Genomic DNA, 24,474 nt, shown 5'->3' on the forward strand with positions numbered 1-24,474 from the left:
TAAAATTTCTCAATTAAGAAAAAACATTCCAATAACCTCATTTTTGGTTTGAAAGCGATAATATTGAAGAGTTGATTCAGGATGAAACACACTCCTCTTCCTATCATAAATAACACCAAACGACCGTATTCAGGAATTTGTGAAATTTCCCGTACAGGTGAGGTAGATGTCAAATACGACGAGTAGGTACAATGGGCAATCCTTCCTAGAAGAAGGAAAGGGGTAAATCTGTATGATTGTAATCTTAGGAACTCTTTTAGTAGTTATTGTGATTGTGCTTATCGAAGCTCCTTCCCTGTTGAAAAAAGGATTAAAAAAGGAATTATGGGTATTTGGGATCCTGCTCCTTTTTGGGACAGGGTTAAATATAGCTCAGGGATTGCAGGTCGTTATCCCGAATCCTATGGATTGGATCAATGTTATTTATAAGCCAATCAGTGATTTTATTTTCGGTATATTAAGGTAGAAAGGAAAGTAGGGAAAGAGATGCTCGAAAGCGGTAAAATCGACGGTAAGCAATTTACAGTATTGGTGTTTATGTTTACGACTGGAAGCTCTTTCATATTGGCCCCCTCCATGCTTGCTTCCGAAGCCAAACAGGATGCTTGGTTAGCTGCAATTCTTGGAGTGGTAGTAGGGGTTTTATTAGCATGGTTATATCATTCTCTAGGAAATTTATATTCCGATATGACTTTGGTTGAATATAGTGAAAAAATACTTGGAAAATGGATCGGAAAAGTCATCTCTTTTTTGTTTTTTACTTTCTCATTTCTCCTGGCAGCACTCGTTCTTCGCAATATGGGGGATTTCATTACAACGCAATTCATGCCGGAAACGCCGATCAAATCCATCCATATCCTATTTCTCCTGATTGTTCTTATGGGTACACGCCTTGGGCTCGAAACTTTGGCGCGCTCGGCAGAACTTTTTTTTCCGTGGTTTATCGTTCTTTTCCTATTGCTTGTCATCTTTATTTCTCCTCAAATCGAGCTGGAAAAAATGCAGCCGATTCTTGAAGAGGGAATAAATCCCGTACTACGTAGTTCCTTTCTAATTATCGGTTTTCCTTTCCTTGAGCTGGTTCTTTTCTTGATGATCTTCCCCTATGTGAATAGACCAAAAGAAGCTGGAAAGGCTCTTCTCATGGGAACTTGGATGGGGGGAGTGATTTTAATCGTGCTGACGGCTCTGACTATCCTGGTTATTGGTGCAGATCAAACGACGAGAAATTTATACCCCAGCTATTATCTGGCCCAAAAAATAAATATAGGTGATTTTTTGCAAAGGATAGAAGCCATCGTAGCAATCGTGTGGTTTATTTCTATCTTTTATAAACTGACCATTTGCTTTTTTGTATCTACTTTAAGTCTTGCCCAAATTTTAAACCTAAAAGAGTACCGGATGCTTGTATTCCCTTTAGGGATGATTCTTATTGTTCTTTCCCTTGTAAGCAGTCCCAATATCGTCTATTTAGCTAGCGTTGTTCTCTATGTATGGCCATCTTACGCTTTAACATTCGGGCTTTTTATTCCACTGCTTTTGTTAGGGATAGCTGCAGTTCGAAGGTACGTTTAACTTATAAGTGATGTGATTGAAGGACAAGAAAGAAAGCTGAAAATCGTATTCATTTATACAGATAGGAGGTGGACCTAGACATTAAAAAAAGCGTAAACGCCCTGATCAGCCACGAAGGTCACTGGAAGTCCGACGAGTAGGCTCGAACCAAACAAAGTTCGGTTCTGCGTGGGCAAACACTTCGAACTAAATCAATGTGTCGACCGCCGCAGGAGGACTGAAGTGATCCAAGTGGTTGGGCGGTGGAGCCAGACATCTCTTCACCGCAACCAAAATTTTTATGCTTTCTTATCCTTTAAAGCAAAAGGGGCTGTCCCAAAACAATTGTGTCAGACACCACCACACAACATTTTGTTTCAAAAACACACTTTTTCTCAAAATGTTGCTAGGGACGGTGAGAGTCAGACACTAATGGGACAGCCCCTTCCTAAGTGTGATTTATAGTCATGCACCCTATAATCGGTACCCTTCACGGTTTTCTCCGTTGGTTTCTTTTTTTAATAAGCTAATGGATCGTTCTATATTTTAAAATCTGCTGCTTTTTTCTGATAAAAGGTGAAGGCTAGTGCTGCGACAAGGATGGTTCCTTTGACGATATCCTGGGCGTAGTAAGGTACATTCATCATCGTCAGCCCATTGAGCAGGATCCCGATCAAGACAGCTCCGATGAATGTGCCGAACGGATTCGGTTTCCCCTGTCCGAGGACGGAATAACCGATCAATGCTGCTGCGACCCCGTCCATAAGGAGTGGTGCTCCGGCAGAGATCTGGCCAGTGCCGATTCTTGAAGCGAGTACGATTCCAGCGATGGATGCGAACAATCCGCTCAACACATAAGCATACATCCGGTACCGTTCGACAGGAACTCCAGAAAGGCGGGCTGCTTCCCGATTCGCACCCGTCACATATAACAGTCTCCCCGCTTTTGTGTACGATAAAAACAAATGGACGATGATAACGAAGAAAATCATCAGAATGGCAGGGAACGGAATCGAAAACAGTTTACCTTGCCCGATGAACAGGAAGGAAGGTATGAACACGCCAGGAGCTGTTCCTCCATCGGCCATCGGCATGTTGTTGTATATCGAGAATCCCTTCGTATAGGTTAGCTGGATCCCGTTGACGATGTACATGACTGCAAGTGTTGCAAGTAGATCGGGTATTTTTATTTTGACCACGATGAAGGAATTGATCAAGCCGACCACGAGCCCCAATAATAACGGAATCAGAAGGGCGATCAGCAATTCCTGGCGATACCAGACAAGTGCTGCAGCGCTTCCGATCGTCGCCAAACTCACCGTCGATCCAACAGACAAGTCGAATCCACCGACGATCAAAGTGAAGGTGACACCAAGCGCCACCAACGTAACAATGGAAATCGATCGTAAAATATCGGTGAAATTGCTGTAGGTCAAAAACCGTTCGTTCGTGACGCTGAAAAATAAAATCAACAGGGCGATGACTAGAAGTGTTCCATATCTGAAAAGAAAATGGACGAGTTTTTCCTTGATAACGAAATTCGCTCCTGGAGAATATTGCCCTTTGACTTCAACTGTTTGTTTCACTTAGCTTCCCTCCAGTAGCTGCTTGCATGATATTTTCACGTGTAGCTTCTGCACCAGTGAATGACGATGTTATCTCCCCGTCATACATGACAAGGATCCGGTCTGCAATCAGGAGCAGTTCCTCTATTTCACTTGTAAAATAAACGATTCCTTTCCCCTGGCCGGCAAGTAAATCGATCAATTGGAAGATCTCCCTTTTCGCATTGACATCGATCCCTTTAGTCGGTTCATCGAAAAGGAAGACATTCCGGTCCTGTGAAATCCATTTACCGATCGCAACCTTCTGCTGGTTCCCGCCGCTCAAATTCTTTAAAAGGCTTTCTTCGGACGGTGCGACAATTCCAAGTTGCTTTATTTTATCCTTGGAAAAAACCTTTTCTTTTTTCAATTGGAGCCAGCCGAATTTCGTGAAGGATTTTAAGGATGGAAGCGATAGATTGTGAGCAACGCTGTGTCCAGTCACGATCCCTTCCTTCCTGCGTTCCTCAGGTACGAGGCTCAGCCCATGTTTGAGGGCATCATAGGGTGAAACTATTTTCCTGTCTTTCCCGTTGATGATCCAGGATCCCTTCGCACTTCCTGCTCCGAACAGCGCTTTCGCTGTTTCACTTTTCCCTGCCCCGACCAAACCTGCAATCCCGACGATTTCCCCTTCATGGACTTTAAGGGTGATTTCTTTACCTGTGTCAGGAACGTGGAGCTTTTTCACTTCAAGAAGTGTGTTGGGCGAGATCGGTTTCGGTTGTCGTTTTACGTTCTGAAGCGATTTCCCGAGCATCTGTCGGATGATCTGCCCTGTCGTCGTATTCTTTATTTCTTCAGTTGTGATCAGTTTACCGTCTCTTAAAACCGTGAATCGGTCACTGATCCTTTTAATTTCAGGCATACGATGGGAGATGTAGATGATACCGACGCCTTTTTCACGAAGCTTTTTGATCAACCTGAAGAGGGTCTCCGTTTCGTTTTCGCTCAAAGGAGCAGTCGGTTCATCAAGGATCAAGTAACGTACATTGCCTGCTATTGCACGGGCAATTAGGATCATTTGTTTTTCAGACAAGCTGCAATCTGCCACCTGTTTATTGACATCCAGCAGGATGTTCATCTCTGTTAAAATCGCCTCAGCCTGTTTTCGGATCGACCTCCACGATAACCTCGAGAGTTTGAAACCGCTCGTGTAATCATCAATGACGAGGTTTTCAGCTATCGATAAAGTCGGGAAAAGGGCGGTATCCACTTCCTGAACAACGATCCCGATTCCGTGCCGTTTAGCATCCGACGGGGAGCCGATCGCGATTTCCTTTCCATCCATCTCGATCGTCCCTCCATCCTTTTCATAATCACCGGCAAGGATTTTCATCAATGTACTTTTGCCAGCACCATTCACACCTAATAGCGCATGGACTTCACCAGCCTTGACCGAAAATGTAACGTTCTTGAGGACCTCCATCTTGTCGAATCGTTTATTGATGTTCCGCATGATCAACTGGCTCATATTATTTGGCCTTTTCCTCTAATGATTTCATCCATGGGGATACACCTGCATCAGAACTCCCCCATCCGTTGACATACTCACCGATTTCACCCATGGAGATCGTTTGATCAGGAAGTTCAGATTGTTTGACGAGATGCGGGTCCAATGAATAGATGGATGGTGTTTCTTCTCCAGCTGCCTTCTGGTATAGAAAGCGGACTTGAGCCCGGCCGACTTCAGCTGGATCGGTGGCTGCGGTCGCTACCCAAGGGCTGTTTTCCTTCTGGATGATCTGAAGGTCTTCGTCACTCAAGTCAATTCCATACACTTTGATTTCTGTACGTCCAGCCTGCTCCAGTGCCCGGGTTACACCTTTCGCGAATTCATCCCATGGAGCGAATACCGCATCGATATCCCCTTCATCCGGGTATTTTTTCAGGATCGCTTCCATCTGGTTCTGCGTATCAAGCGCTGTGTTTGCAGTCGCATTTCCAAACTTCGCGACTTCTTTAATGTTCGGATATCGTTCTTTAAAGGCTTTATAGATCGTATTACGGCGCTCCATCGGGGCGAATCCGCCGACCCAGACGTAGACGATCTCCCCTTCCCCGTTCAAATCCTGGGCGAGGGTTTTCAATGAACTCCAGGCTAGGCTGTAGTCGTCCTGGTCGATGACCGTCACACCTGGCAGGTTCAGATCACTATCAAAGGCTACGACTGGAATCCCTTTATCCAGTGCTTCTTTTACCCCGCTTTCAAGTGCGTCTGCACGGCCATGATCGATCAAGATTCCGTCGACACCCTGGTTGATTGCCGTTTCAAGGTGTGTCGCCATTTTCGAAAGATCATTGTCGGCATTATAGATCTGCACTTCGCCACCGAATGCTTCGACCTGTTCTTTTACTCCTTGTACATATTGCGAGGAGAATGTCCCGATCGACATTTGCATGATCGCTGCGATTTTCAAAGGTTCTTGTACGCCTTCAGGAATATCTGCTGAAACATCACCAGAAGAGGTGCTCTCCTTTTCCTCTGTTGATTTGTCATTGTTTTCCGCCTTCGCCGTATCTTGTGGTGCTACAGTATCTTGCTCATTTGTACAAGCCGACAGGATCAAGGTAAATAGTATAAGAAAGATGAATGCTGTTTTAAATGGTTTCAATGGTTTTCCCCCTCATTATTCTCCGTTTTTTCATCGGAATACTTGGTTAAAAAAGTGTAAAGCCCTGTTTCGGTGGAGCTGGACATCAAGAAAAGCGGAATCGCCCTGTTCAGTCACGAAGGTCTCCGACGAGGAGGCTGTCGCCGTCGCAGGAGAAACTTTAGTGAGCCAAGTGGTTTGGACCGTGGAGCTGGACATTTCTTCACCGCAAAATATCTTATCCTATTAAAAGTGACAGGAAGCTGCGGATTGCATCTCCTCCTTTTATGACGTTTTCACTTTAAACAACCCCTCTTTCAAGTTCCCTGTTATGATGCCCTTTTCGGTAATGATTCCTGTCACATATTCGTGCGGCGTCACGTCAAATGCAGGGTTGTAGATGTTGACTCCCTCGGCCGCTACACGTGTGCCGTTCCAGTGAGTCACTTCATCTCCGTTTCGTTCCTCGATCGGAATTTCTTCCCCGGATAAAACGGTCAAATCGATCGTCGATAAAGGTGAAGCAACGTAGAATGGGATATTGAACGCTTTTGCAAGCACGGCAAGTCCAAGTGTCCCAATTTTATTGGCGACATCCCCATTTGCTGCAATCCGGTCTGTACCGACGATTACGGCTGAGATGACCTTGTTTTTCAATACGTGTGCTGCCATGTTGTCCGTGATCAGGGTGACATCCACTCCGATTTCATGTAGCTCCCAGGCTGTCAGGCGTGCCCCTTGCAAGACGGGCCGTGTTTCTGTCGCATAAACGGAAAGGTTGATACCCTGTTCTTTCGCGAGATAAAAAGGTGCAAGAGCTGTTCCGTATTTGGCAGTCGCAATCCCGCCAGCGTTGCAGTGCGTCAGGACGGTATCCCCTTGTTGAAGCAGTGATAAGCCATATTCACCAATCTTTCTGCACACTGCTTCATCCTCGGTTTGGATTTTAAGGGCTTCTGCCAGGACAATCTGTTTTCCCTCATCGATGGTATTCGCCAGGGATGCAGCTGCAACCACCCGATCGATCGCCCAGAATAGGTTGACCGCTGTCGGCCGGGAACCTGCAAGGTAATCCCGCTGTATCTGGAGACCTGTTTTGAAATCTTCAATCGAATGACCCGGAAACTTGTTCGCCCAGAGTGCAAGACCGAATGCCGCAGCAATTCCGATCGCTGGAGCTCCCCTCACTTTCAATGAATGGATGCTTTCCCACACGCCCTCTATATCATCAAGGTGGATGTATTCGGTTTTGAGAGGCAGCTTTTGTTGGTCGAGCAGCACGACTCGATCGTTTTCCCAGCTGACTGATCGGATGAATTTTGTTTCTATCATTCTGTCAAACTCCTTTTATAAGGTTGATGAGGTCTTCGATGGTATTTACATTACGTCGGTTAAGGATCAAGTGCCTACCGGTCTTGAGTGCCTCTCGTTGGACATTCAACCGTTTTTCCGGGTCTTCGATGCCATGGACGTCCTCTACATGTGAGAGGCCGATCGTCCGCCTGATGATCTTGTTACCGGAAAATCCTACCGTATCCTGAAGGATGTCATCCAATACAGCATCGAGATAGCCAGGTACGGAAAGGAACGGATCTATCCCTTTTTCAACCCATAACCTCGTAAACTCTGCCGTAAAGACGTTCCAGGTTTCTTTGATGACATCGAGCAGATAGCCTTGGAAATCACGACGAACAGTTTCATCTTCAATCCGAGCTTCCTGGGCAAGGCTGTTCAGGATCAGATTGGCGATAAAGGCACCTACATCGAATCCGATCGGACCGAAAAAGCTGAACTCAGGATCGATCACTTTCGTGGAGTCTTCGGTGGCAAAAATGCTTCCGGAATGCAGATCGCCATGGATCAGCGCTTCCCCTTTCGTAAGAAACAGATGTTTAAGCTTGGCTGCTTCAAGCTTCAGTTCATCATCCTCCCATAAGGCTTCGACCTCGGGATGTAATTCCTCAGGAAAATCATTGGTGTCATGATCGAAGAATGGATCTGTAAATACGAGATCCTCCGTGATTTTACAGAGTTCAGGATTCACGAATCTCGTCGCAAGAAGCTTTTTCTCAGATGGTTCCAACCCGAAATCGGATGAATGGAACAAGGTATGGGCGATGAATGTCCCGATATCTTTAGCCAGTTTCGGATACTTTCTTCCTTCAATCAGCCCATTTCTCAATATGGTATAGTCTGATAAATCCTCCATGATCGTAGCAGCATATACCTCATCTGTCCCATAAACCTGTGGAACAAGATCGGGTACATATTTTGCTGCCTCTTTCAAGGATTCACTTTCGATCCGTGCCCGGTCCAGCGTTAGTGGCCAGGATTCGCCAACCACTTTTGCGTATGGAAGGGCCTGTTTGACAATCAACGACTTTCCGGTATCCTCTTCTTTTACGTGAAAAACATAATTGAGATTTCCATCTCCGATCTCTTTACATGTCACCGGACTGCCCTTAGAAATGTAATTTCCTTCTTTTAAGTACTCCACGACCTTCCCCGTTGTGAAAGGCTCATAGGTTGATTGCTTCGTTAACATATGGGATAACCTCCTGATTCTGAATATATAGAAAACTTGGCGATGGCTGAGCAGCTGTACTTATACTTCTTAGGAAAGGTGTTATACTTCCTTATAGTGCAAAAAAACCTCTTTCTGATGAAAGAGGTTGAAGGTATGTAGTCTTCATCCCTCTCATCTGCCAGAATGAATAATATCATCCTGTTGGAAGTAGCACCGTGCCTTTTATTGGAACATAGATCAAAAAGGTCGGTTGCTGGGCGTCATAGGGCCAATTCCCTCAGCCTGCTCTTGATAAGAGATATAAATTTTTGGATAACTTTGAAATGAATATTACAGAACACCTTCTGAACTGTCAACAGGTTTTTCCAAAGAAAAGAAAAATATTTGAACATAGGCTTTTCAATTGCATCGTGGAAAAAATTCAAATCAAGGAATTGACATGAATGACTTTCCATGTAATAATCCGTGGTATAAATCTATTTGACTGGAAATTCAATTGCATGACTCTTATCAAGAGAGGTGGAGGGACGAGCCCGAAGAAGCCCGGCAACCGACTTTTAACTGTTGTTAAAAACAAGGTGCTAATTCTCGCAGCATAGAGCTGACAGATGAGAGGACGGAGCCGAGATCATTCGACCTCTTCCTCTTGTGGGAAGAGGTTTTTCATATGGGTTATCGAATTTATAACCTGCGAATTTCTGTGTTACCCGGTTTTGTATGACCTTCAACGTACAGGAGTACGAGTACCAGCTCAGTCATAGAAGTGATGCTTTTAGCCAGTGCCGGTTCTAATAAACTTTAAAGTCTATAGTTGATTACTTGAAAGGATGAAAGTCATGAGTGAAATCATTGCAACCTATCTGCTGCATGACAAAAAGGAAAGTCTCGAGAAAAAAGCGGAATCGATCGCACTCGGGTTGACCGTCGGATCATGGACGAACCTGCCTGTTTTGGAACAAAAGCAGTTGAGCATACATAAAGGGAGGGTGGTTGGCGTCACCTACCTTCCTGAAGATGAAAAGGCTGATCGCTTTTTTGGGGAAAAACGGACGAAAGGGATCATCAAGATCGCCTATCCTTCCGCTAATTTCAGCAACGATATCCCTGCCATCTTGACCACGATCTTCGGTAAGCTTTCATTGGATGGGGAAATCAAGCTGATCGATATCGAGCTGTCGGATTCATTGGTTTCAAAATATCCTGGTCCGCAATATGGAATTTCCGGTATCCGCAAACAACTGGGTGTTTTTAACCGTCCGTTGCTGATGAGCATTTTCAAAGGCGTGATCGGCAAGGAGCAACAGGACCTTGACAAGCAAATGCGTCTTCAGTCACTTGGCGGTGTCGATCTCGTCAAGGATGACGAAATCCTCTTCGAAAACGACAGGACGCCTTTCGAATCAAGGATCAAGTCCGGACTGCAGGTTTTGCAGGAAGTTTATGAAGAAACTGGCCACCGCACATTGTATGCCGTCAATTTGACTGGACGCACCTTTGATTTGAAGGATAAAGCGAAGCGTGCAGTGGAACTTGGCGCCAACTCTCTGTTGTTCAATGTATTCGCCTATGGGTTGGATACCCTGCAGGCTTTGGCGGAAGACCCTGAAATCAATGTGCCGATCATGGCGCATCCCGCATTCAGCGGTGCGATTACCCCTTCCCCCTTCTACGGTGTTTCGAATAAAGTCCTGCTCGGAAAACTGTTACGCCTGGCTGGTGCAGATTATGTACTGTTCCCCTCACCTTATGGAAGTGTAGCGCTGGATAAGGGAGAGACCCAAGAAATTGCTGAAGCGTTGACAATAGATGAAAGTCCTTTGAAAAAAGCCTTCCCTGTCCCATCTGCCGGCATACACCCGGGACTGACACAATTGCTCATCAATGACTTCGGTATCGACAGCATCATCAACGCAGGCGGGGGAATCCACGGTCATCCGGACGGAGCTGACGCTGGGGGCCGGGCATTCCGTGATGCGATTGATGGTGTGTTGGACGGCCGATCATTGGAGCAGGTGGCTGAAGGAAGTGATCCACTGAAAAAAGCGCTTGATCTATGGGGTCCTGCGAAGGTGAAATCATGAGCAGACAACCGATCATCTTTTGTGATTTTGACGGTACAATTACGAAAAGCGACAATATCATTGCCATCATGAAAAAGTTTGCACCACCTGAATGGGAGGAACTAAAGGATGCGATTTTAGCTCAGCGGATTTCAATCCGTGAAGGTGTCGGAAAGATGTTTTCCCTCCTTCCGGCCTAGTTGAAAAATGATATCAAAGAATACGCAATCCGGCAGGCGGAATTCCGGCCAGGTTTTGAAGACTTTGTAGCGTTTACGAAAGAACAGAACAGCAAACTGCTTATTGTCAGCGGAGGCATCGATTTTTTCGTCTATCGATTGCTTGAGCCTTTTGACATTGCGCGCGAGGATATTTACTGCAACGGCAGTGATTTCTCAGGCGAGAGGATTAGGATTACCTGGCCGCATCCGTGTGATCGGTTTTGCAACAATGACTGTGGCTGCTGCAAGCCTTCGATTTTAAGAAACTATGATCCTGAAAAATCTGACAGGATCGTGATCGGGGATTCAATTACAGACTTGCAAGCTGCGAAACTGGCAGATCAGGTGATCGCAAGGGGCTTTTTAACCGAGAAATGCCGTGAATTGGACCTGGTCTATAAACCATTCGAAACCTTCTATGACGTCATCGGAATACTGAAACAAAGACAGGAGGAGCTAGTATGAGTAAATCGAATGAGTGCTGGAATGAGCTTGCTGATGTAAAAGATGAACTTGCTGCCCGCGACTGGTTCCCTGGCACAAGCGGAAACCTATCAATCAAAGTCCAGTCCGACCCACTCCAGTTCCTTGTGACAGCAAGCGGGAAAGATAAACGGAAAAGGACAGCAGAAGATTTCGTCCTTGTGGATGAAAACTGTGTACCGGTTGAGGAAACATTATTGCGTCCTTCAGCAGAAACGCTTATCCATAAGGAAATCTATCAGCGGACGGATGCAAGTTGCTGTCTGCATGTGCACACCGTCGACAACAATGTCATTTCAGAGCTTTACGGCGATGAAAAGCGTGTCGTGTTTACAGGACAGGAGCTGATCAAAGCCTTCGGACTATGGGATGAGGATGCAGAAATCATGGTTCCGATCGTGGAAAACCATGCGGATATTCCGACATTGACAGAGGAGTTGACGGCAAACCTGGGTGAAGGGGTTCATGGGATTCTGATCCGGAACCACGGGATCACTGTCTGGGGAAAAAGCGCATTTGAGGCAAAGAAATTCTTGGAGGCATTCGAATTTTTATTTTCCTATCACCTGAAAATCAAATCATATAAAAGCTTAAGTCTTTCATAATTTTAAGGAGGAGATTGAAAATGGCAGTCATCAAAATCAGGAATACGAACGAAGTGATCGATGGCGACAAGGCAGTCGGCGAATTTTTAGAGAAGCAAGGTGTCCTTTACGAAAAATGGGATACCAGCAAGCTCCCGGACGAATTGAAAGGAAACTGCAAGATCAATGATGAACAGAAGCAGCAGACACTCGATATATTCGATGAAGAGATCCGTTCACTTGCTCAACGGAATGGCTATGTAAGCTGGGATGTCGTCGCGCTATCTGAAGATACTCCAGATCTCGAAGCTTTATTGAAGAAGTTCGAGCAAGTCCATGTGCATACAGAAGATGAAGTCCGTGCAATCACAGCTGGCCACGGTATTTTTATCATCAAGGGGCAAGATGACCTCGGGTATTTCGATGTCGAATTGGAAGCTGGAGATGTCATTTCCGTACCGGTTGAGACGCCGCATTTCTTCACCTTGATGGATGATCGCCAGGTGGTCGCTGTCCGCTTATTCATCGATCCATCCGGCTGGGTAGCTCATCCTTACAAGGACCCTGAATTCCAGGAACAGAAAGCGTAACCGGAAAAGATTTAAGAGCTTGTGCAATGCAAAAATACATTAACGAATTACAAGAACAGAGCTTGGATTCCAAGCTCTTTTTTGTGTTTCTGGGACGAACCTGGTTTACCAAATAAATTGTTAAAAGTACATAGAGCCTTGTTTTGCAGTGAACAGATTATTACGAGAAGTGCACAGAATATTCGCGAAAGTGAACAGAATGTCCCGGGAAGTGAACAGAATGTCCCGGGAAGTGAACAGATTATTTGCGAAAGTGAACAGAATGTCCAGGAAAGTGAACAGAATGTCCTAAATAGTACATGATAACAATCAGTGTTATGAACCGATAATGTAGGTTTATGTTAATTTGTTACTTACCTTGGCATTTGAAATTCATCAGAAATCCCCAAAAGAAAAACCCGAACACCAATAGTGTCAAGGGTTATAACAAACTTCCCACGATTAATTTATACTCAGGTCTGTAACCGGGCTAACGTTCACGGCACAAACTTTAAAGCCAGGCATTTTACAGGTTGGATCTAGTGCTTCATGTGTAATCCGGTTCACATTTTGGTCATCGCCCCAATGGAAGGGAACAAAAATGGTATCCTCCCTTATTTTATCCGTATATTTGCTTCTCACCGTGATCTGTCCTCTTTTGGATGTAATTTTCACCAATACCTGGTTTTCAATTTTATATTTCTTTGCAGTAGTCGGGTGAATTTCCAGAAACGATTCAACATTCCGAGACTTCAATGTAGGACTGTTCCTTGTTTGCACACCTGTCAAATAGTGGGATATGACTCTTCCCGTCGTAAGGTAAAGAGGAAATTCTCCGTCGGGACGTTCTTTTGGAAAGTTGTTTTGAACAGATACTAATCTTCCCTTTCCATCTGGATGGGTGAACGTTTTCGTGAAAAGACGACTTTCTCCAGGATGGTCTAGTTCAGGGCATGGCCAATAGACGCGTTCATTCTTTAAACGATCATAAGTGATCCCATAGTAATCCGCTACCCCTCCACGACTTGCCTCCCTAAGCTCATTAAAAATATCTTCCGATGAAGCGTATGGGAAAAACTCACTTTTTCCAAGGACGGCTGCCAACTCACAAATGATTTTCCAGTCCTGCTTTGCTTCACCAGGACATTTCCGGGTTGCTCGCCTTAGCGTCACACGTCCTTCTAAATTCGTCATTGTCCCTTCATTTTCCAGGTAAGAGGCTGACGGCAGGATCAAGTCTGCCAATTTTGCAGTTTCAGAAGCGAATAAATCAACAACGACAAGACATGATAGTTTTTTTAGTGATTGCTCAACAAAGTTCGCATTGGGATTCGAAACCAAAGGATTTGATCCCATTACGAATAGGCCTTGGATTTCACCAGCATCGATTTTTTCCATCATTTCATAAGCTGAAACGCCCTTTCGAGGTAAATCTGTTTCCTCAATTCCCCAAACCTTTGAAATATAGTGGCGATGCTCTTCATTTTCTAAATGACGGTACCCAGGAAGCTGGTCTGCCTTTTGGCCGTGTTCCCTACCTCCCTGACCATTTCCTTGGCCTGTTATAGCCCCATAACCACAACCAATCTTCCCTATTTTCCCTGTTACTAATATAAGGTTCAAAAAATTTCTGACTGCCATATAACCATCTGTTTGTTGTTCGACTCCCCTGGCCGTGAAGATCATCCCTGTTGAGTTTGCAGCGTAGTTTACGGCTGCAGATCGAATCAATTCAACTGGAATTCCGGTGATTGTCGAAATATCCTCTAAACAGATGGTGCCAATATGTTCTTTCAGTTCTTGAAATCCGTTTGTTTTTTCATTTATGAACGACTCATCGGCCAGTCCCTCATTCATGATCACTTTAAGGAAACCATTGACTAATGCTGCATCCGTGCCCGGTTTAATTTTTAGATGTAAATCCGCAATTTCTGTAGTGGCTGTTTCCCTCGGATCGATCGCAATGATAAATGAACCATTTTCCTTTGCCTTCGTAAAATACGGCATTAATGTCGGTTGGCATTCAGCAATGTTCGTTCCCGCAAGAATAATGCACCGGGCAAAGGGGATTTCCGATAATTTGTTTGTAAACCCTCGATCGATACCGAAAGCTTCATTAGCTGCTGAAGCAGCGGCTGACATGCAAAATCGACCGTTATAATCGATATACTTTGTTTTAAGTGCCACACGAGCGAATTTCCCAAGTAGATAAGCCGATTCATTTGTAAGTGACCCTCCCCCATAAACCCCTATACCGTCAAAGCCAGTTTTCTGTTGGATATCAGAAAACTTATCCTTTATATACGCCAATGCTTCTTGCCATGAAATCCGTTCGAACACTCCGTTCTTTTTTAACAAAGGATAATGGATCCGTTCTTTATGCAGTGCGTGTTGGTGGGCATGTAACCCCTTTATGCATAATCTGCCCTCTGAAGTAGGATTATCCTTCGGGATAACTTTGTAATTTTCACGGCCGACAATACGTTGTTCAACGAGTTGCATCGTACATTGTACACTGCAGTAAGGGCATTGTGTATCCGAAACTTTTTCGGTATCCGTTTCTTTCTCTTTTTGACGGTAGTAACTTAGAAAATCATTCATAACTGGTCCACCTTTTGATTGCTCTGTTATACATACACATATACGTTCTTTCATACAAATTTTCCAATCGTGTAATGGACAAAATACATAGTCACCGCTGACGAGCCCCTGAGAAAGCATACCTCCATTGTGAGGACACTTGTTTTCAACCGCCCGTATATTTCCATTCGATAGCTTAAATAAAGCTAAGTCGAAGTTTCCAATTTTCATAGATTTACCTATCTTTTCTGGCAGATCACGAACATTGGCTACTTGTATTCGCTCCATCCGTCTTTTCCTCCTTAGACACACTCAATGCAGTGAACACATATTTATAAATTTTGGAATAACTTTTCTTGTTTCTCTTGGTTTTCTGTGATTTCTTTCCAAGGGTCTCTTGTATGCGTCAATGCTTCATCCATCCGCTCGATCAACCGTTTTCTGTGTTCCTCTTCAAATATTACCTCTCGGATTTGCTCGATCCCCATACGGTTCACCCACTTCGATGTTCTTTCCAAGTAATTTGCCGTTTCACGGTAATATTGGAGGAAAGATGCAGTGATATCGAAGACCTCTTGTTCCGTCTTCACTGTGCATAATAAATCTCCACCACGCAAATGAGTTCCGCCGTTTCCACCTACATAAATTTCAAAACCGCCTTCAACCCCTACGATTCCTACATCTTTAATTCCTGATTCCGCACAATTTCTTGGGCAAGCGGACACGGACATTTTTACTTTATGTGGCGTATTAAGACGTTCAAATTTCTTTTCTAAGTCGATGCCAAGCTGAGTGGAATCCTGGGTTCCAAAACGACAGAATTGGCTGCCAACACATGTTTTTACGGTTCTTAATGCCTTCCCATACGCATATCCCGATGGCATGTCCAGGTCAGCCCATACTTTGGGAAGATCCTCTTTCTTGATTCCCAAAAGATCAATACGTTGTCCACCAGTCAATTTGATCATAGGAACTTGATATTTATCGGCTACATCTGCAATTTTTCTTAAATCATTGGCATTGGTCACACCGCCATACATCCTCGGAACGACAGAATAGGTTCCATCTGCCTGGATATTGGCATGCAAACGTTCATTGACGAACCGGGATTCTTCTTCATCGTCATAGTCGGAAGGATTTAGCATTCCTAAGTAGTAATTGAGTGCGGGTCTGCATTTTGAGCACCCCTCATCGTTCTTCCATTCGAGGACATTCATGATCTCTTTGACAAACTTTAAGTTTTTATCCTTGATCTCTTCAATTACTTCTTCACGGCTTAATGTGGTGCATCCACAAATTGCTTCCTTCATTTCACTTTGGTCAAACTCGTCACCCAATGTGTATTCTAAAAGATCCTGAACAAGTGGTTTACATCCCCCGCAGGATCGTGAGGCATTTGTATGATCCTTTACTTGATCAGCTGTGGTCAGCCCGTTTTCCACAATGGATTCACAGATTTCACCCTTTGTGACCCCATTGCATCCGCAAATAACTTCACTGTTATCCATCGAAACAACTGCACTCTCAGTTGATTCAGCACCCGAGTCCTGAAGGAACGAAACCTTAGGAAGTTCTGAAATATCAGTGCCGTTATTGATCATACTCAATAGTTTTGGCCCTTCTTTAATTTCACCGAATAATACAGCCCCAATAACCTTGTTCCCACTGATTACAACCTTTTTATATGTCCCATCAAAATCGTCATACACTTTGATGGAATTCGTATCATCGCTATCCAAAAAGTGACCTGCAGAGAAAACATCCACCCCTGATACTTTCAATTGTGTCGAAACCACTGAACCTTCGTACTTCTTCCCTTCCACACCGCAGATTTTCTCTGCTAAAATTTTACCTTGATCATAAAGAGGTGCTACCAAGCCGTAAACAATTTCCCGGTGTTCTGCACACTCCCCAACTGCATAAATATTAGGGTTATCCGTCTGCATATAATCATCCACAACAATTCCTCGATTGACCTGGATACCGCTGTTCTTAGCTAACTGTACGTCTGGTCTGATTCCGACAGCCATGACAACCAAATCAGCAGAGACTTTTGATCCATCTTTAAAACGCAAACCCTTCACGCGCTCTTTTCCGAGGATCTTTTCAGTCTGTTTGTTCAGGAGAAAGTTCATTCCTTGTGACTCAAGTTCTTTTTGAAGCATTTTAGAAGCAGTTGGATCAAGCTGTCTTTCCATCAGATAGTCGCATATATGGACGACATCCACTTCCATGCCAAGATTGAGCAATCCCCTGGCAGCTTCTAATCCTAAGAGTCCTCCACCAATGACTACGGCCTTTTCATACTGCCGGGACGTTTCGATCATGGTTTGACAATCTTTTATGTCCCGAAAAGCTGTTACACCTTCCTTGTCTGCACCTGGTAACGGAAGCATGAATGGTAAGGAACCTGTCGCAAGGATCAATTCATCGTATTGTACTTGCTTCCCTTTGTCTGTATGCACTTGTTTGCTGTCTTTATCAATCTTTATCACAGATTCTCCTGTGTAGAGTTGGATGTTATTCTTTGCATACCAATCTCTTTCGTTGAGCGTGATGTCATCTATAGAGGTGTCCCCTTGAAGTACGGTCGATAAAAGGATACGGTTATAGTTTGGATGCGGTTCACGGCCGAAAATCGTAATATCGAATGCTTCTGGATCGATTTTCAAAATTTCTTCAATACAACGAACCCCTGCCATTCCATTTCCAACTAATACTAATTTTTTCTTCTCCATTTATGTTCCCTCCGTTTTAGTGAATAGATGGTAGAGCTTTGACATTTTTCTTCTGTTTACTTGTTTCTCCATCTCTGATCATATGTTTTAATCCCACCAGACATATGATGGCATTGATCGAAAAAAGCCCGAATCCCAGTGTGTAACTCCCTGTCAGCTCTTTTGTGAATCCAAGAATCAATGGCAAGACGAACCCTCCGATCCCCCCGATTGCGCCAATGATTCCGGATGATGCTCCTGTTTGTCCAGGTGCAACATCGGGAACAAGTTTAAATACTGCACCATTTCCTGCTCCCAGAAAAGCACCCATCAATAAGAATCCCATGCTGAATACTATAAAATTTCCTACTGCGAAAGGAATCAAAATCGAAGTACCTACCATACCGATAAACAGAATCGTTAATAGCTTTATAGCTCCAAAACGATCAGCAAGGTATCCTCCTAAAGGTCTTACGAATGTAGCAACCACCACAAATCCTGCGGTTTTTACCCCTACGTCGATTAAAGAAACGTCGTAAAGTCCTTTTAATAATGTTGGTAAATAAAGACTGAACGCTACGAACCCTCCAAAGGTAAGAAAGTAGAATAGAGATAATATCCATAGCGATTGATATTTCATAACAGATAACTGTTCTTTCACTGTTGTTTTTTTATGGGTAAGAGGTGCCTCTTTTGTACACAGCCAAAAAATGATGCTCATCAAGCCCATTAATAGGGCACCTCCCCAAAAAGTCCATGATAAGCCGAACTTCGAAACCACAGTAGGGACAGTGAAGGCTGAAACAGCAGTTCCGATATTCCCTAATCCTACAATCCCTAATACATACCCCTGGCTTTTCGATGAATACCATTGAGAAACGTAAGTAACGGCAATCGCAAATGTAGCCCCGCCTAGTCCTATCAAAAAAGCCCAAAATAACAGCATTTCAAAGGATGTTGAGAACCCTGCCCCTATTAAAGGAAGGATCAGAGTAAGCATTGTCAACGTATAGACCTTCCTCCCGCCAAAACGGTCAGCGGCAATACCTAGTGGAATCCGCATCACTGAACCTAAAAGGACAGGTATCGCGATAAGCAGGCTGAGTTTCGTATCGCTTAAGTGGTACATGCTCTGTATCATGGGCGCAGCCTGGGCAATCAACGACCAAACAGTAAACGATAGTATCATTGCGATGGTTGAAATCCATAAAGCAGCTTTTTGGTCCTTCACTATGAATGAATGCCTCCTCTTACGGTTGAATTAAAATCTCTGGAACCAGACTTGAATGGCTAAAATCAAAAAGCTTAGTACACCAATATCCCTCGTTTTTCGGATCATTGTATTCCCTCCTATCCATCAAAAGAATGAAAGACATTTGTTCAATGAACGCTTTAAATTGTTAAAGCATAATTGTCGACCTGTTTTTTTTCAGGCCATTGGCCGTAAACTATTGCTTCGCAGACAATAATGCTTGGGTTTTAATCATCTGGTTAGATCGATTACTAACTAAATATATTTTTCCCCCTCAGCTTCTCGCTTTAGTTAAGCTGTCGAAGTATTGGATAAAAGTATTTCATATTTTTTCTGTTACGAACATAATGATGTAAGAATATCTAACATGGTTTTTACTTTTAACTTTACATCTTTCTTTGTTTGTAAAGATACCTAACATCTTCTTTTCGTGCTTGTTGAGTGCAAACTCTATCATGTGGTCATAAGGAGACTGTGCATAGGAATACAAAGAAAGAATCGGAAGTGATGGATGAAGGATTGAAAGCGATGGATGAAAAACTGGTGGGCATTTCATTTAATCGTACAAGTTCGCCAATACGAAGCTCTTTTTAATTCATATAAAGGTATTTCCTATTTTTGTTAGAATAGGCTATTATAAGGGAATTTTAACAGGAAGGTGGATACTATGAGAGGTCTTTTTGTAATAAGCATGATCGCTTTTCTTGTTATCCTTAGCGGATGCGGGACTACGATGTCCGAGGAAAGTGGCATGTTTACATTTGAAACGGAAGATGATATCTATGAAAAGATTACCATGGACGAAAAAAACGGATGGTCCCTTCAAAAAAATGACAAAGAAGTCGCCACCCTTCAATACATCAAGACAGAAGAATTTGATACTGAAATCATCCCTGATTTTGAAGGGGGACTTCATGGCGATGAAATTAAATCAGACTGGTACTATAACAATACCCGATTTGTGTTAGAGCATGTCAAGAGCATGGAAGTTACCCAACGTTTTCATTTTCTCTTTCCAGTCGATGATGAACATTCGTATCTATTGACTTCAACCACCCCTGCTTTGGAAAGACACCAGATAGAAGAACTCGCTAAATCGTTTCGATATGATTGATACTTTATTGTCATTTCCCTAATGGGAGGTCTCAAATTTCAGATTAAGAAATTTTTTTGTTCAACCAATGGCTTGGCTTATCCAGATGACCTGGAATTCTAGTATTAGTGTTCCCGGTTGCTGAATTGATTTGCGATTGTGTAAGAAAAAGAGCCTTTGTCAGGTCAGCACCTCTCAAATCTGCACCTCTAAGATCAGCCCCAATAAAATCTGCCTTTCTCAAATCACTCTGGCTTAAATTTGCTGCTATCATCAGTTTTCCGCGAAAGTCTTCACCTTGTAAATTTAGCCCTTTTAAATTTGCGCCAATGTAGTCTAAACCTTTCTTTATTCTCTTCTTTTTACCTTTTTTAACGATATCAGCTCGGTACACTTTACTTGTCGCTTTTAATAGATCGTTGACACAGTTTCTATGTGCGACAATATCTATTTCCAAAATCTCTTTTGGCTTTTTTTCGGTTAGTTCAACGGTTTCTTCGTACATTTTTTGAAGACCTGCATGAAACGATTGAGTTTCTTTTAAGGTAAGCGCTTGTTTGAGATACCAGAGCATTTCAAAAAGTTGTTGCACAAGAGGAAATACGGTAAACATCTCTTCAGCATGTTCAAGATCCTCACGCCAGTCTTCACCTTTATAAATAGACTGTGAAACATGCTGACCTGCACCGAAGCACTCATAAGATACACAACCATGAAAGCCTCTTCCCCTCAATTGATCATGTATAGAACACAAATTATTTGAACACAAATGTCGGCAAGGTTCTCCACCATCTTTGTTGAATGGAAAATCTGCTGATTCCGCATAAGGCAATGCAACACAGCACAACCCAAAGCAATTCTTGCAATCTGATTTTAAATGATTAAACATTATTAAACACTTCCAGTAGTTTACAAAGGATATTTAAAGTATAAACGAAAGGACAAACAGTTAATAGTTGCAATTTCACCCACTCAATCCGAATAAACCGGCAATCTTACACACTCCTAAATGTCCAGTTATTTTATAAGGACTTACTGATTAGCCTATTTCAAGAAATTAATTTTCCAAATTTTAATAAAAAAGGAATTGTATGAGCTAAAATAAAGCTAACGCCATTCGTTTATTGGAGGAAAGAAAATGAAGGTAATCAAAGAGAATGAAGTATATCAGTTAGCTTTCATGCCACGTTTATTCCCTATTAATTGCTATCTTGTTGAGGAAGAGTATTACATCACCATCGTGGATACAGGAATGCCGTTCTGTAAAAATGGAATTATTAAAACAGCTGAGTCGATCGGTAAACCAATTCAGAAGATAGTATTAACCCATGCCCATAGTGATCATGTTGGAGCACTTGATGAACTAAAAGAGCAGATCCCCAATGCAGAGGTTCTTTTACCAAAACGAGAGGAAAAAATTTTGGCTGGGGATGTTTCACTTGAAGAAGGAGAAGGCTTTAAATCTATTAGAGGTGGAATCCCGAAAAATGTGAAGACAAAACCAGATACTTTACTAGAAGATGGAGACCGGATCGGCTCTTTACTAGCAATTCACTCTCCAGGACACACTCCTGGAATGATGTCTTTTTTGGATACACGAAGCAACACCCTGATAGCAGGTGATGCATTTCAAACCAAAGGCGGATTAGCGGTTTCAGGAGATATACGTTGGTCCTTCCCTTTTCCTGCATTAGCTACATGGGATAAAGATATAGCCATACGATCAGCAGAAAAGCTTTTAGACTACGACCCTAGTGTTCTAATGGTAGGACACGGAAGAATGCTTCATAACCCATCGAATCAAATCAAAGAAGCAATTATTTCCGCAAAAAACAATAGAGTGAGCAAATAATTACGGTGTCAAAACCAGGATCAAACCTAGATAATCCTTAAAACTCTTATAGATGCAGTCCAGGCTGTTAAAAGAAATGTATAGTAATTGGCAGGATATTAAAAGGGACGCGTTATATGGAAACGCGTCTGATTGCTTTTTTCTAGTTAATTATGTTCTTCTTTTTTAGAGTCTCTAGTGTAATATTTTTCGCTTGGGTTCCGCTGCCATCAATGTTAACTGCATAAACCCATGTCGTATTTCCTGTCTCGACAAACCCGACAAACCATCCAAGACCAAAGTCTGACAGCCTTGTCCCTGTTTTCCCATAGAGGGTATATTCATCCTGCTCATCCTGGATCATCATACGTTTAACGGTTTTTTGATGTCTTTCTTCAAAAGGAAGCTCTTCCTCCACCAGCTTTTCAATAAAATCCGCTTGTTCCAAAGCTGAGATTTCCATGCTGCTGTCCAGCCAAAAAGAATCAATTCCACCGCTTATATCCTGGTTTCCATACTGTATAAGATCAACATGACTCTGCATTTGTTCTTCACCAATATCACGTGCCATGTCTTGATAATACCAGATAACCGAATGTCTCATACCTGAAGCTAAAGTATGATCTCTATTCCAATCTGCAAATTGCCTGGTGACCCCATCCCAGCGTTTTACTTCATATTCATCCCTGACCGCCAAGGTTTCCAATCCGATCAATGCATTCGGAACTTTAAAAGTGGATTCAGGTGTGAAGCTTTCCATGCTTCTCTCTTTATTGTATACATACACCTGATCGTTCTGGAGATTTTTCAATACCATTGTCCCTTCTTTATCATTAAAAAACTCCCCGATTTCCAAGTCCTTCGGCTTTTGGTGCTCGGCACCTGTTACTGTACCCAATCCCATAAATACAAACAAAGCAGAAAATACAAGTAAGGCGGCAGTCCTCAACATCTTCATTTTACATCCTCCTTCTTTTGATAGGTATTTCTCAATGATCAACAAGCTTGTGATATCATTAACTATACGTAACATGATTTATGTCTAAAAGGTTCATTTTTTCGATCTGTACCCATACAGATCGAAAGGGGAGGATCCTGATTGTCTACGAAATATGAACAAATCATAAAGGAAATCGAGGTCAGGATGGGGGATGGCCGCCTGAAACCCGGTTCACGACTTCCCTCGGTCCGTGCTTTTTCGAAAGAGCTTCAATGCAGTATCAATTCGGTCATCAAAGCCTATAATGAACTAGAAAAAGGACACAGGATTTACTCTGTCCCAAAAAGCGGTTATTTCCTTGTCGGCAGGAATAAGACAGATGGTGACATCGTACAAGGATTGATCGATTTCTGCTCTGCAGGTCCTGACCCCAGCAAGATGCCTTATCGGGATTATCAACATTGCATGAATCAAGCGATCGACCTTTACAAGGAGGAAATGTTTCATTACTCGGAGCCTTTAGGGTTGACCTCACTGCGCCACCAGCTTTCAAAACAGCTGCAGGATCTCCAGGTTTTTACTCCTCCAGAGAGGATTTGTATTGTTTCAGGATCACAACAAGCACTTGATCTCCTTGTTTCTCTTCCCTTTCCAAACGGAAAAGCTGAAATCTGTGTTGAACAGCCGACACATTTCAGCTTTATCGAATCCTTATCCACTCGTGGTTTGAAAGCAATTGGAATTGAAATGACCAACAGCGGGATCGACTTGGACCATCTAGAGGAAACCTTCAAGGAAGGAAACATCAAATTTTTTTACACCGTATCACGATTTCAGAATCCAACAGGTTACAGCTATTCGAACGAGGAAAAACGAAAAATCGTGGAGCTGGCCCAGAAATATGACGTATATATCATTGAAGACGATTATATGGGAGACCTGGACACACGGAGAAAGGCAGACCCGATGTTTGCCTATGATCCATCCGGCAGGATCATCTATACAAAAAGCTTCTCCAAAGTGCTGTTGCCAGGTCTAAGGTTAGGATTAGCGGTGTTGCCAGAGGCGCTGCTTGAAAGCTTTACCAAAGCCAAATTTGCGGCAGATGTCCATACCCCAGTCCTCACCCAGGGGGCCCTAGAAATTTATTTGCAGAGCGGGATGTTCATGTCGCATATCGATAAACTTAGAAAGCAATATAAGAAAAAGGGTACTATCCTTAAGCAGTCCTATCTTCAGTACCTTCCACCCGAAGCTGAATTTACAGGAGGAGACTCCGGTTTTTATTCAACGATTAAGGTGCCAGGACGATTAAAGGCAAGGCACCTTGTCGATCATTTGAAGAAAAAGAATGTCCTCGTCCAAGACGCGACGAATATGTATCTGCCAGACTATCGGAAGGAAAACCGGATCCGGCTGAGCGTATCGCAAGTACCCGATGCCAAAATAAAAATCGGTGTTGAAAAAATAGGAAAAGGTATTCGCGAGATTTTTGTGTGATAAGTTACATCAAAAGCGGTGGTCGAGATGTAGAGACAGAAACAGCGTACAAGTTGAAGTTTTTTGCTAAAAAAGACTGCCATCCAATCGTTTTTCACTTTTATGATCGTTAAAATCGGTGAGAGACCGATTTTTTTCATCTATTGGAACGTGCAGACCTCTTAATTGCACCGTTTTCGGAGACGATTGCACCGTTTTCAAAAACAATTGCTCTGTTTTAAAATTAATTGCACTATTTCAAAAATGCATTGCATCATTTTCAAAAAATTGCACAGCTCCTTAGATAATAGAATTACCGGGCAAGGAATTGCACGGCCCTGTACATTAATGAACCAGCATTTTGTACTTAAACCATAAAAGTAGGG

General features: G+C 43.1%; 18 protein-coding genes, 1 pseudogene and 2 riboswitches. Of the genes and pseudogenes, 9 read left to right on the forward strand and 10 right to left on the reverse strand.

Features of this window, described 5'->3' with window-relative positions; all coding sequences use genetic code 11:
* Window positions 1–232 precede the first annotated feature (232 nt).
* A complete protein-coding gene (locus L1611_RS08835) occupies window positions 233–466 on the forward strand; it encodes a hypothetical protein (RefSeq protein ID WP_236312703.1) in 234 nt (77 codons plus the stop codon).
* 20 nt (window positions 467–486) lie between these two features.
* Window positions 487–1,575 (forward strand): GerAB/ArcD/ProY family transporter, encoded by a 1,089-nt coding sequence (locus tag L1611_RS08840; protein WP_236312704.1) that lies wholly within the window; start codon window positions 487–489, stop codon window positions 1,573–1,575.
* Between the two features lie 518 nt (window positions 1,576–2,093).
* Here L1611_RS08840 and L1611_RS08845 read toward each other — a convergent pair.
* From L1611_RS08845 to mtnK, 5 genes are all read right to left on the reverse strand, one after another.
* Entirely contained in the window at window positions 2,094–3,086 is a 993-nt protein-coding gene (locus L1611_RS08845; RefSeq protein WP_236312866.1) for an ABC transporter permease, read from the reverse strand.
* 37 nt (window positions 3,087–3,123) lie between these two features.
* Entirely contained in the window at window positions 3,124–4,632 is a 1,509-nt protein-coding gene (locus L1611_RS08850) for a sugar ABC transporter ATP-binding protein (RefSeq protein WP_236312705.1), read from the reverse strand.
* Between the two features lies 1 nt (window position 4,633).
* On the reverse strand, window positions 4,634–5,773 hold the full coding sequence (locus L1611_RS08855) for a sugar ABC transporter substrate-binding protein (protein ID WP_236312706.1): 1,140 nt from the start codon (window positions 5,771–5,773) through the stop codon (window positions 4,634–4,636).
* A gap of 264 nt (window positions 5,774–6,037) precedes the next feature.
* Window positions 6,038–7,084 (reverse strand): S-methyl-5-thioribose-1-phosphate isomerase, encoded by a 1,047-nt coding sequence (gene mtnA / locus L1611_RS08860; RefSeq protein ID WP_236312707.1) that lies wholly within the window; start codon window positions 7,082–7,084, stop codon window positions 6,038–6,040.
* Between the two features lie 4 nt (window positions 7,085–7,088).
* Window positions 7,089–8,297, reverse strand: a complete 1,209-nt coding sequence (gene mtnK, locus L1611_RS08865; protein ID WP_236312708.1) for an S-methyl-5-thioribose kinase — start codon at window positions 8,295–8,297, stop codon at window positions 7,089–7,091.
* Between the two features lie 150 nt (window positions 8,298–8,447).
* A riboswitch (SAM riboswitch) is annotated at window positions 8,448–8,577 on the reverse strand.
* Between the two features lie 206 nt (window positions 8,578–8,783).
* Window positions 8,784–8,894, forward strand: a riboswitch (SAM riboswitch).
* A 221-nt stretch (window positions 8,895–9,115) separates the two neighbouring features.
* Here mtnK and L1611_RS08870 point away from each other — a divergent pair.
* The 4 genes and pseudogenes from L1611_RS08870 to L1611_RS08885 all read left to right on the forward strand — a co-directional run bounded on the left by L1611_RS08870 (window position 9,116) and on the right by L1611_RS08885 (window position 12,217).
* The gene (locus tag L1611_RS08870) at window positions 9,116–10,360 is read left to right on the forward strand and encodes a 2,3-diketo-5-methylthiopentyl-1-phosphate enolase (protein WP_236312709.1); all 1,245 of its coding nucleotides are present in this window, start codon (window positions 9,116–9,118) and stop codon (window positions 10,358–10,360) included.
* Window positions 10,357–11,025 (forward strand): annotated as a pseudogene (locus L1611_RS08875) (2-hydroxy-3-keto-5-methylthiopentenyl-1-phosphate phosphatase). Before L1611_RS08870 ends, L1611_RS08875 begins: the two are co-directional and overlap by 4 nt.
* Window positions 11,022–11,648: a methylthioribulose 1-phosphate dehydratase gene (locus L1611_RS08880; protein WP_236312710.1), complete on the forward strand. Its 627-nt coding sequence runs from the start codon at window positions 11,022–11,024 to the stop codon at window positions 11,646–11,648. Before L1611_RS08875 ends, L1611_RS08880 begins: the two are co-directional and overlap by 4 nt.
* 20 nt (window positions 11,649–11,668) lie before the next feature.
* Entirely contained in the window at window positions 11,669–12,217 is a 549-nt protein-coding gene (locus tag L1611_RS08885; protein WP_236312711.1) for a cupin domain-containing protein, read from the forward strand.
* 441 nt (window positions 12,218–12,658) lie between these two features.
* Here the strand turns inward: L1611_RS08885 and nasC are convergent, their stop codons facing one another.
* Genes nasC through L1611_RS08900 form a run of 3 tightly spaced genes read right to left on the reverse strand, consistent with a single transcriptional unit; the run spans window position 12,659 to window position 18,724 of the window.
* Window positions 12,659–15,064: an assimilatory nitrate reductase catalytic subunit NasC gene (gene nasC / locus L1611_RS08890; RefSeq protein WP_236312712.1), complete on the reverse strand. Its 2,406-nt coding sequence runs from the start codon at window positions 15,062–15,064 to the stop codon at window positions 12,659–12,661.
* A 44-nt stretch (window positions 15,065–15,108) separates the two neighbouring features.
* Entirely contained in the window at window positions 15,109–17,514 is a 2,406-nt protein-coding gene (gene nirB / locus L1611_RS08895) for a nitrite reductase large subunit NirB (protein ID WP_236312713.1), read from the reverse strand.
* Window positions 17,515–17,530: 16 nt separating this feature from the next.
* Window positions 17,531–18,724, reverse strand: a complete 1,194-nt coding sequence (locus L1611_RS08900) for an MFS transporter (protein ID WP_236312714.1) — start codon at window positions 18,722–18,724, stop codon at window positions 17,531–17,533.
* Between the two features lie 688 nt (window positions 18,725–19,412).
* On the opposite strand from L1611_RS08900, the gene L1611_RS08905 reads away from it, so the two are divergent.
* Window positions 19,413–19,859 carry a hypothetical protein gene (locus L1611_RS08905; RefSeq protein WP_236312715.1) on the forward strand — a complete coding sequence of 149 codons (447 nt, stop codon included), beginning with the start codon at window positions 19,413–19,415 and terminating at the stop codon, window positions 19,857–19,859.
* Window positions 19,860–19,902: 43 nt separating this feature from the next.
* Here the strand turns inward: L1611_RS08905 and L1611_RS08910 are convergent, their stop codons facing one another.
* The gene (locus tag L1611_RS08910; RefSeq protein ID WP_236312716.1) at window positions 19,903–20,727 is read right to left on the reverse strand and encodes a BTB/POZ domain-containing protein; all 825 of its coding nucleotides are present in this window, start codon (window positions 20,725–20,727) and stop codon (window positions 19,903–19,905) included.
* A gap of 249 nt (window positions 20,728–20,976) precedes the next feature.
* Between L1611_RS08910 and L1611_RS08915 the strand changes: the two genes are divergently transcribed.
* Window positions 20,977–21,690: an MBL fold metallo-hydrolase gene (locus tag L1611_RS08915; RefSeq protein WP_236312717.1), complete on the forward strand. Its 714-nt coding sequence runs from the start codon at window positions 20,977–20,979 to the stop codon at window positions 21,688–21,690.
* A gap of 142 nt (window positions 21,691–21,832) precedes the next feature.
* Here L1611_RS08915 and blaOXA read toward each other — a convergent pair whose 3' ends face one another.
* A complete protein-coding gene (blaOXA, locus tag L1611_RS08920; protein WP_407681714.1) occupies window positions 21,833–22,627 on the reverse strand; it encodes a class D beta-lactamase in 795 nt (264 codons plus the stop codon).
* Window positions 22,628–22,768: 141 nt separating this feature from the next.
* Here blaOXA and L1611_RS08925 point away from each other — a divergent pair, with 141 nt between their 5' ends.
* Complete coding sequence (locus L1611_RS08925) at window positions 22,769–24,109, forward strand: aminotransferase-like domain-containing protein (protein WP_236312718.1); 1,341 nt, start codon at window positions 22,769–22,771, stop codon at window positions 24,107–24,109.
* Window positions 24,110–24,474: the final 365 nt, after the last annotated feature.

The sequence above is a fragment of the Pseudalkalibacillus salsuginis genome, from assembly GCF_021646685.1.
Lineage (GTDB): Bacteria > Bacillota > Bacilli > Bacillales > Fictibacillaceae > Pseudalkalibacillus > Pseudalkalibacillus salsuginis.

Bases quoted from the DNA above. Each gene is read 5' to 3' on its own strand.
- L1611_RS08870 (WP_236312709.1), top strand. From the start codon at position 9,116: ATGAGTGAAATCATTGCAACCTATCTGCTGCATGACAAAAAGGAAAGT.
- L1611_RS08910 (WP_236312716.1), bottom strand. From the start codon at position 20,727: ATGTTTAATCATTTAAAATCAGATTGCAAGAATTGCTTTGGGTTGTGC.
- L1611_RS08905 (WP_236312715.1), top strand. From the start codon at position 19,413: ATGAGAGGTCTTTTTGTAATAAGCATGATCGCTTTTCTTGTTATCCTT.
- mtnK (WP_236312708.1), bottom strand. From the start codon at position 8,297: ATGTTAACGAAGCAATCAACCTATGAGCCTTTCACAACGGGGAAGGTC.
- nasC (WP_236312712.1), bottom strand. From the start codon at position 15,064: ATGGAGCGAATACAAGTAGCCAATGTTCGTGATCTGCCAGAAAAGATA.
- L1611_RS08850 (WP_236312705.1), bottom strand. From the start codon at position 4,632: ATGAGCCAGTTGATCATGCGGAACATCAATAAACGATTCGACAAGATG.
- L1611_RS08835 (WP_236312703.1), top strand. From the start codon at position 233: ATGATTGTAATCTTAGGAACTCTTTTAGTAGTTATTGTGATTGTGCTT.
- blaOXA (WP_407681714.1), bottom strand. From the start codon at position 22,627: ATGAAGATGTTGAGGACTGCCGCCTTACTTGTATTTTCTGCTTTGTTT.
- mtnA (WP_236312707.1), bottom strand. From the start codon at position 7,084: ATGATAGAAACAAAATTCATCCGATCAGTCAGCTGGGAAAACGATCGA.
- nirB (WP_236312713.1), bottom strand. From the start codon at position 17,514: ATGGAGAAGAAAAAATTAGTATTAGTTGGAAATGGAATGGCAGGGGTT.
- L1611_RS08915 (WP_236312717.1), top strand. From the start codon at position 20,977: ATGAAGGTAATCAAAGAGAATGAAGTATATCAGTTAGCTTTCATGCCA.
- L1611_RS08840 (WP_236312704.1), top strand. From the start codon at position 487: ATGCTCGAAAGCGGTAAAATCGACGGTAAGCAATTTACAGTATTGGTG.
- L1611_RS08880 (WP_236312710.1), top strand. From the start codon at position 11,022: ATGAGTAAATCGAATGAGTGCTGGAATGAGCTTGCTGATGTAAAAGAT.
- L1611_RS08885 (WP_236312711.1), top strand. From the start codon at position 11,669: ATGGCAGTCATCAAAATCAGGAATACGAACGAAGTGATCGATGGCGAC.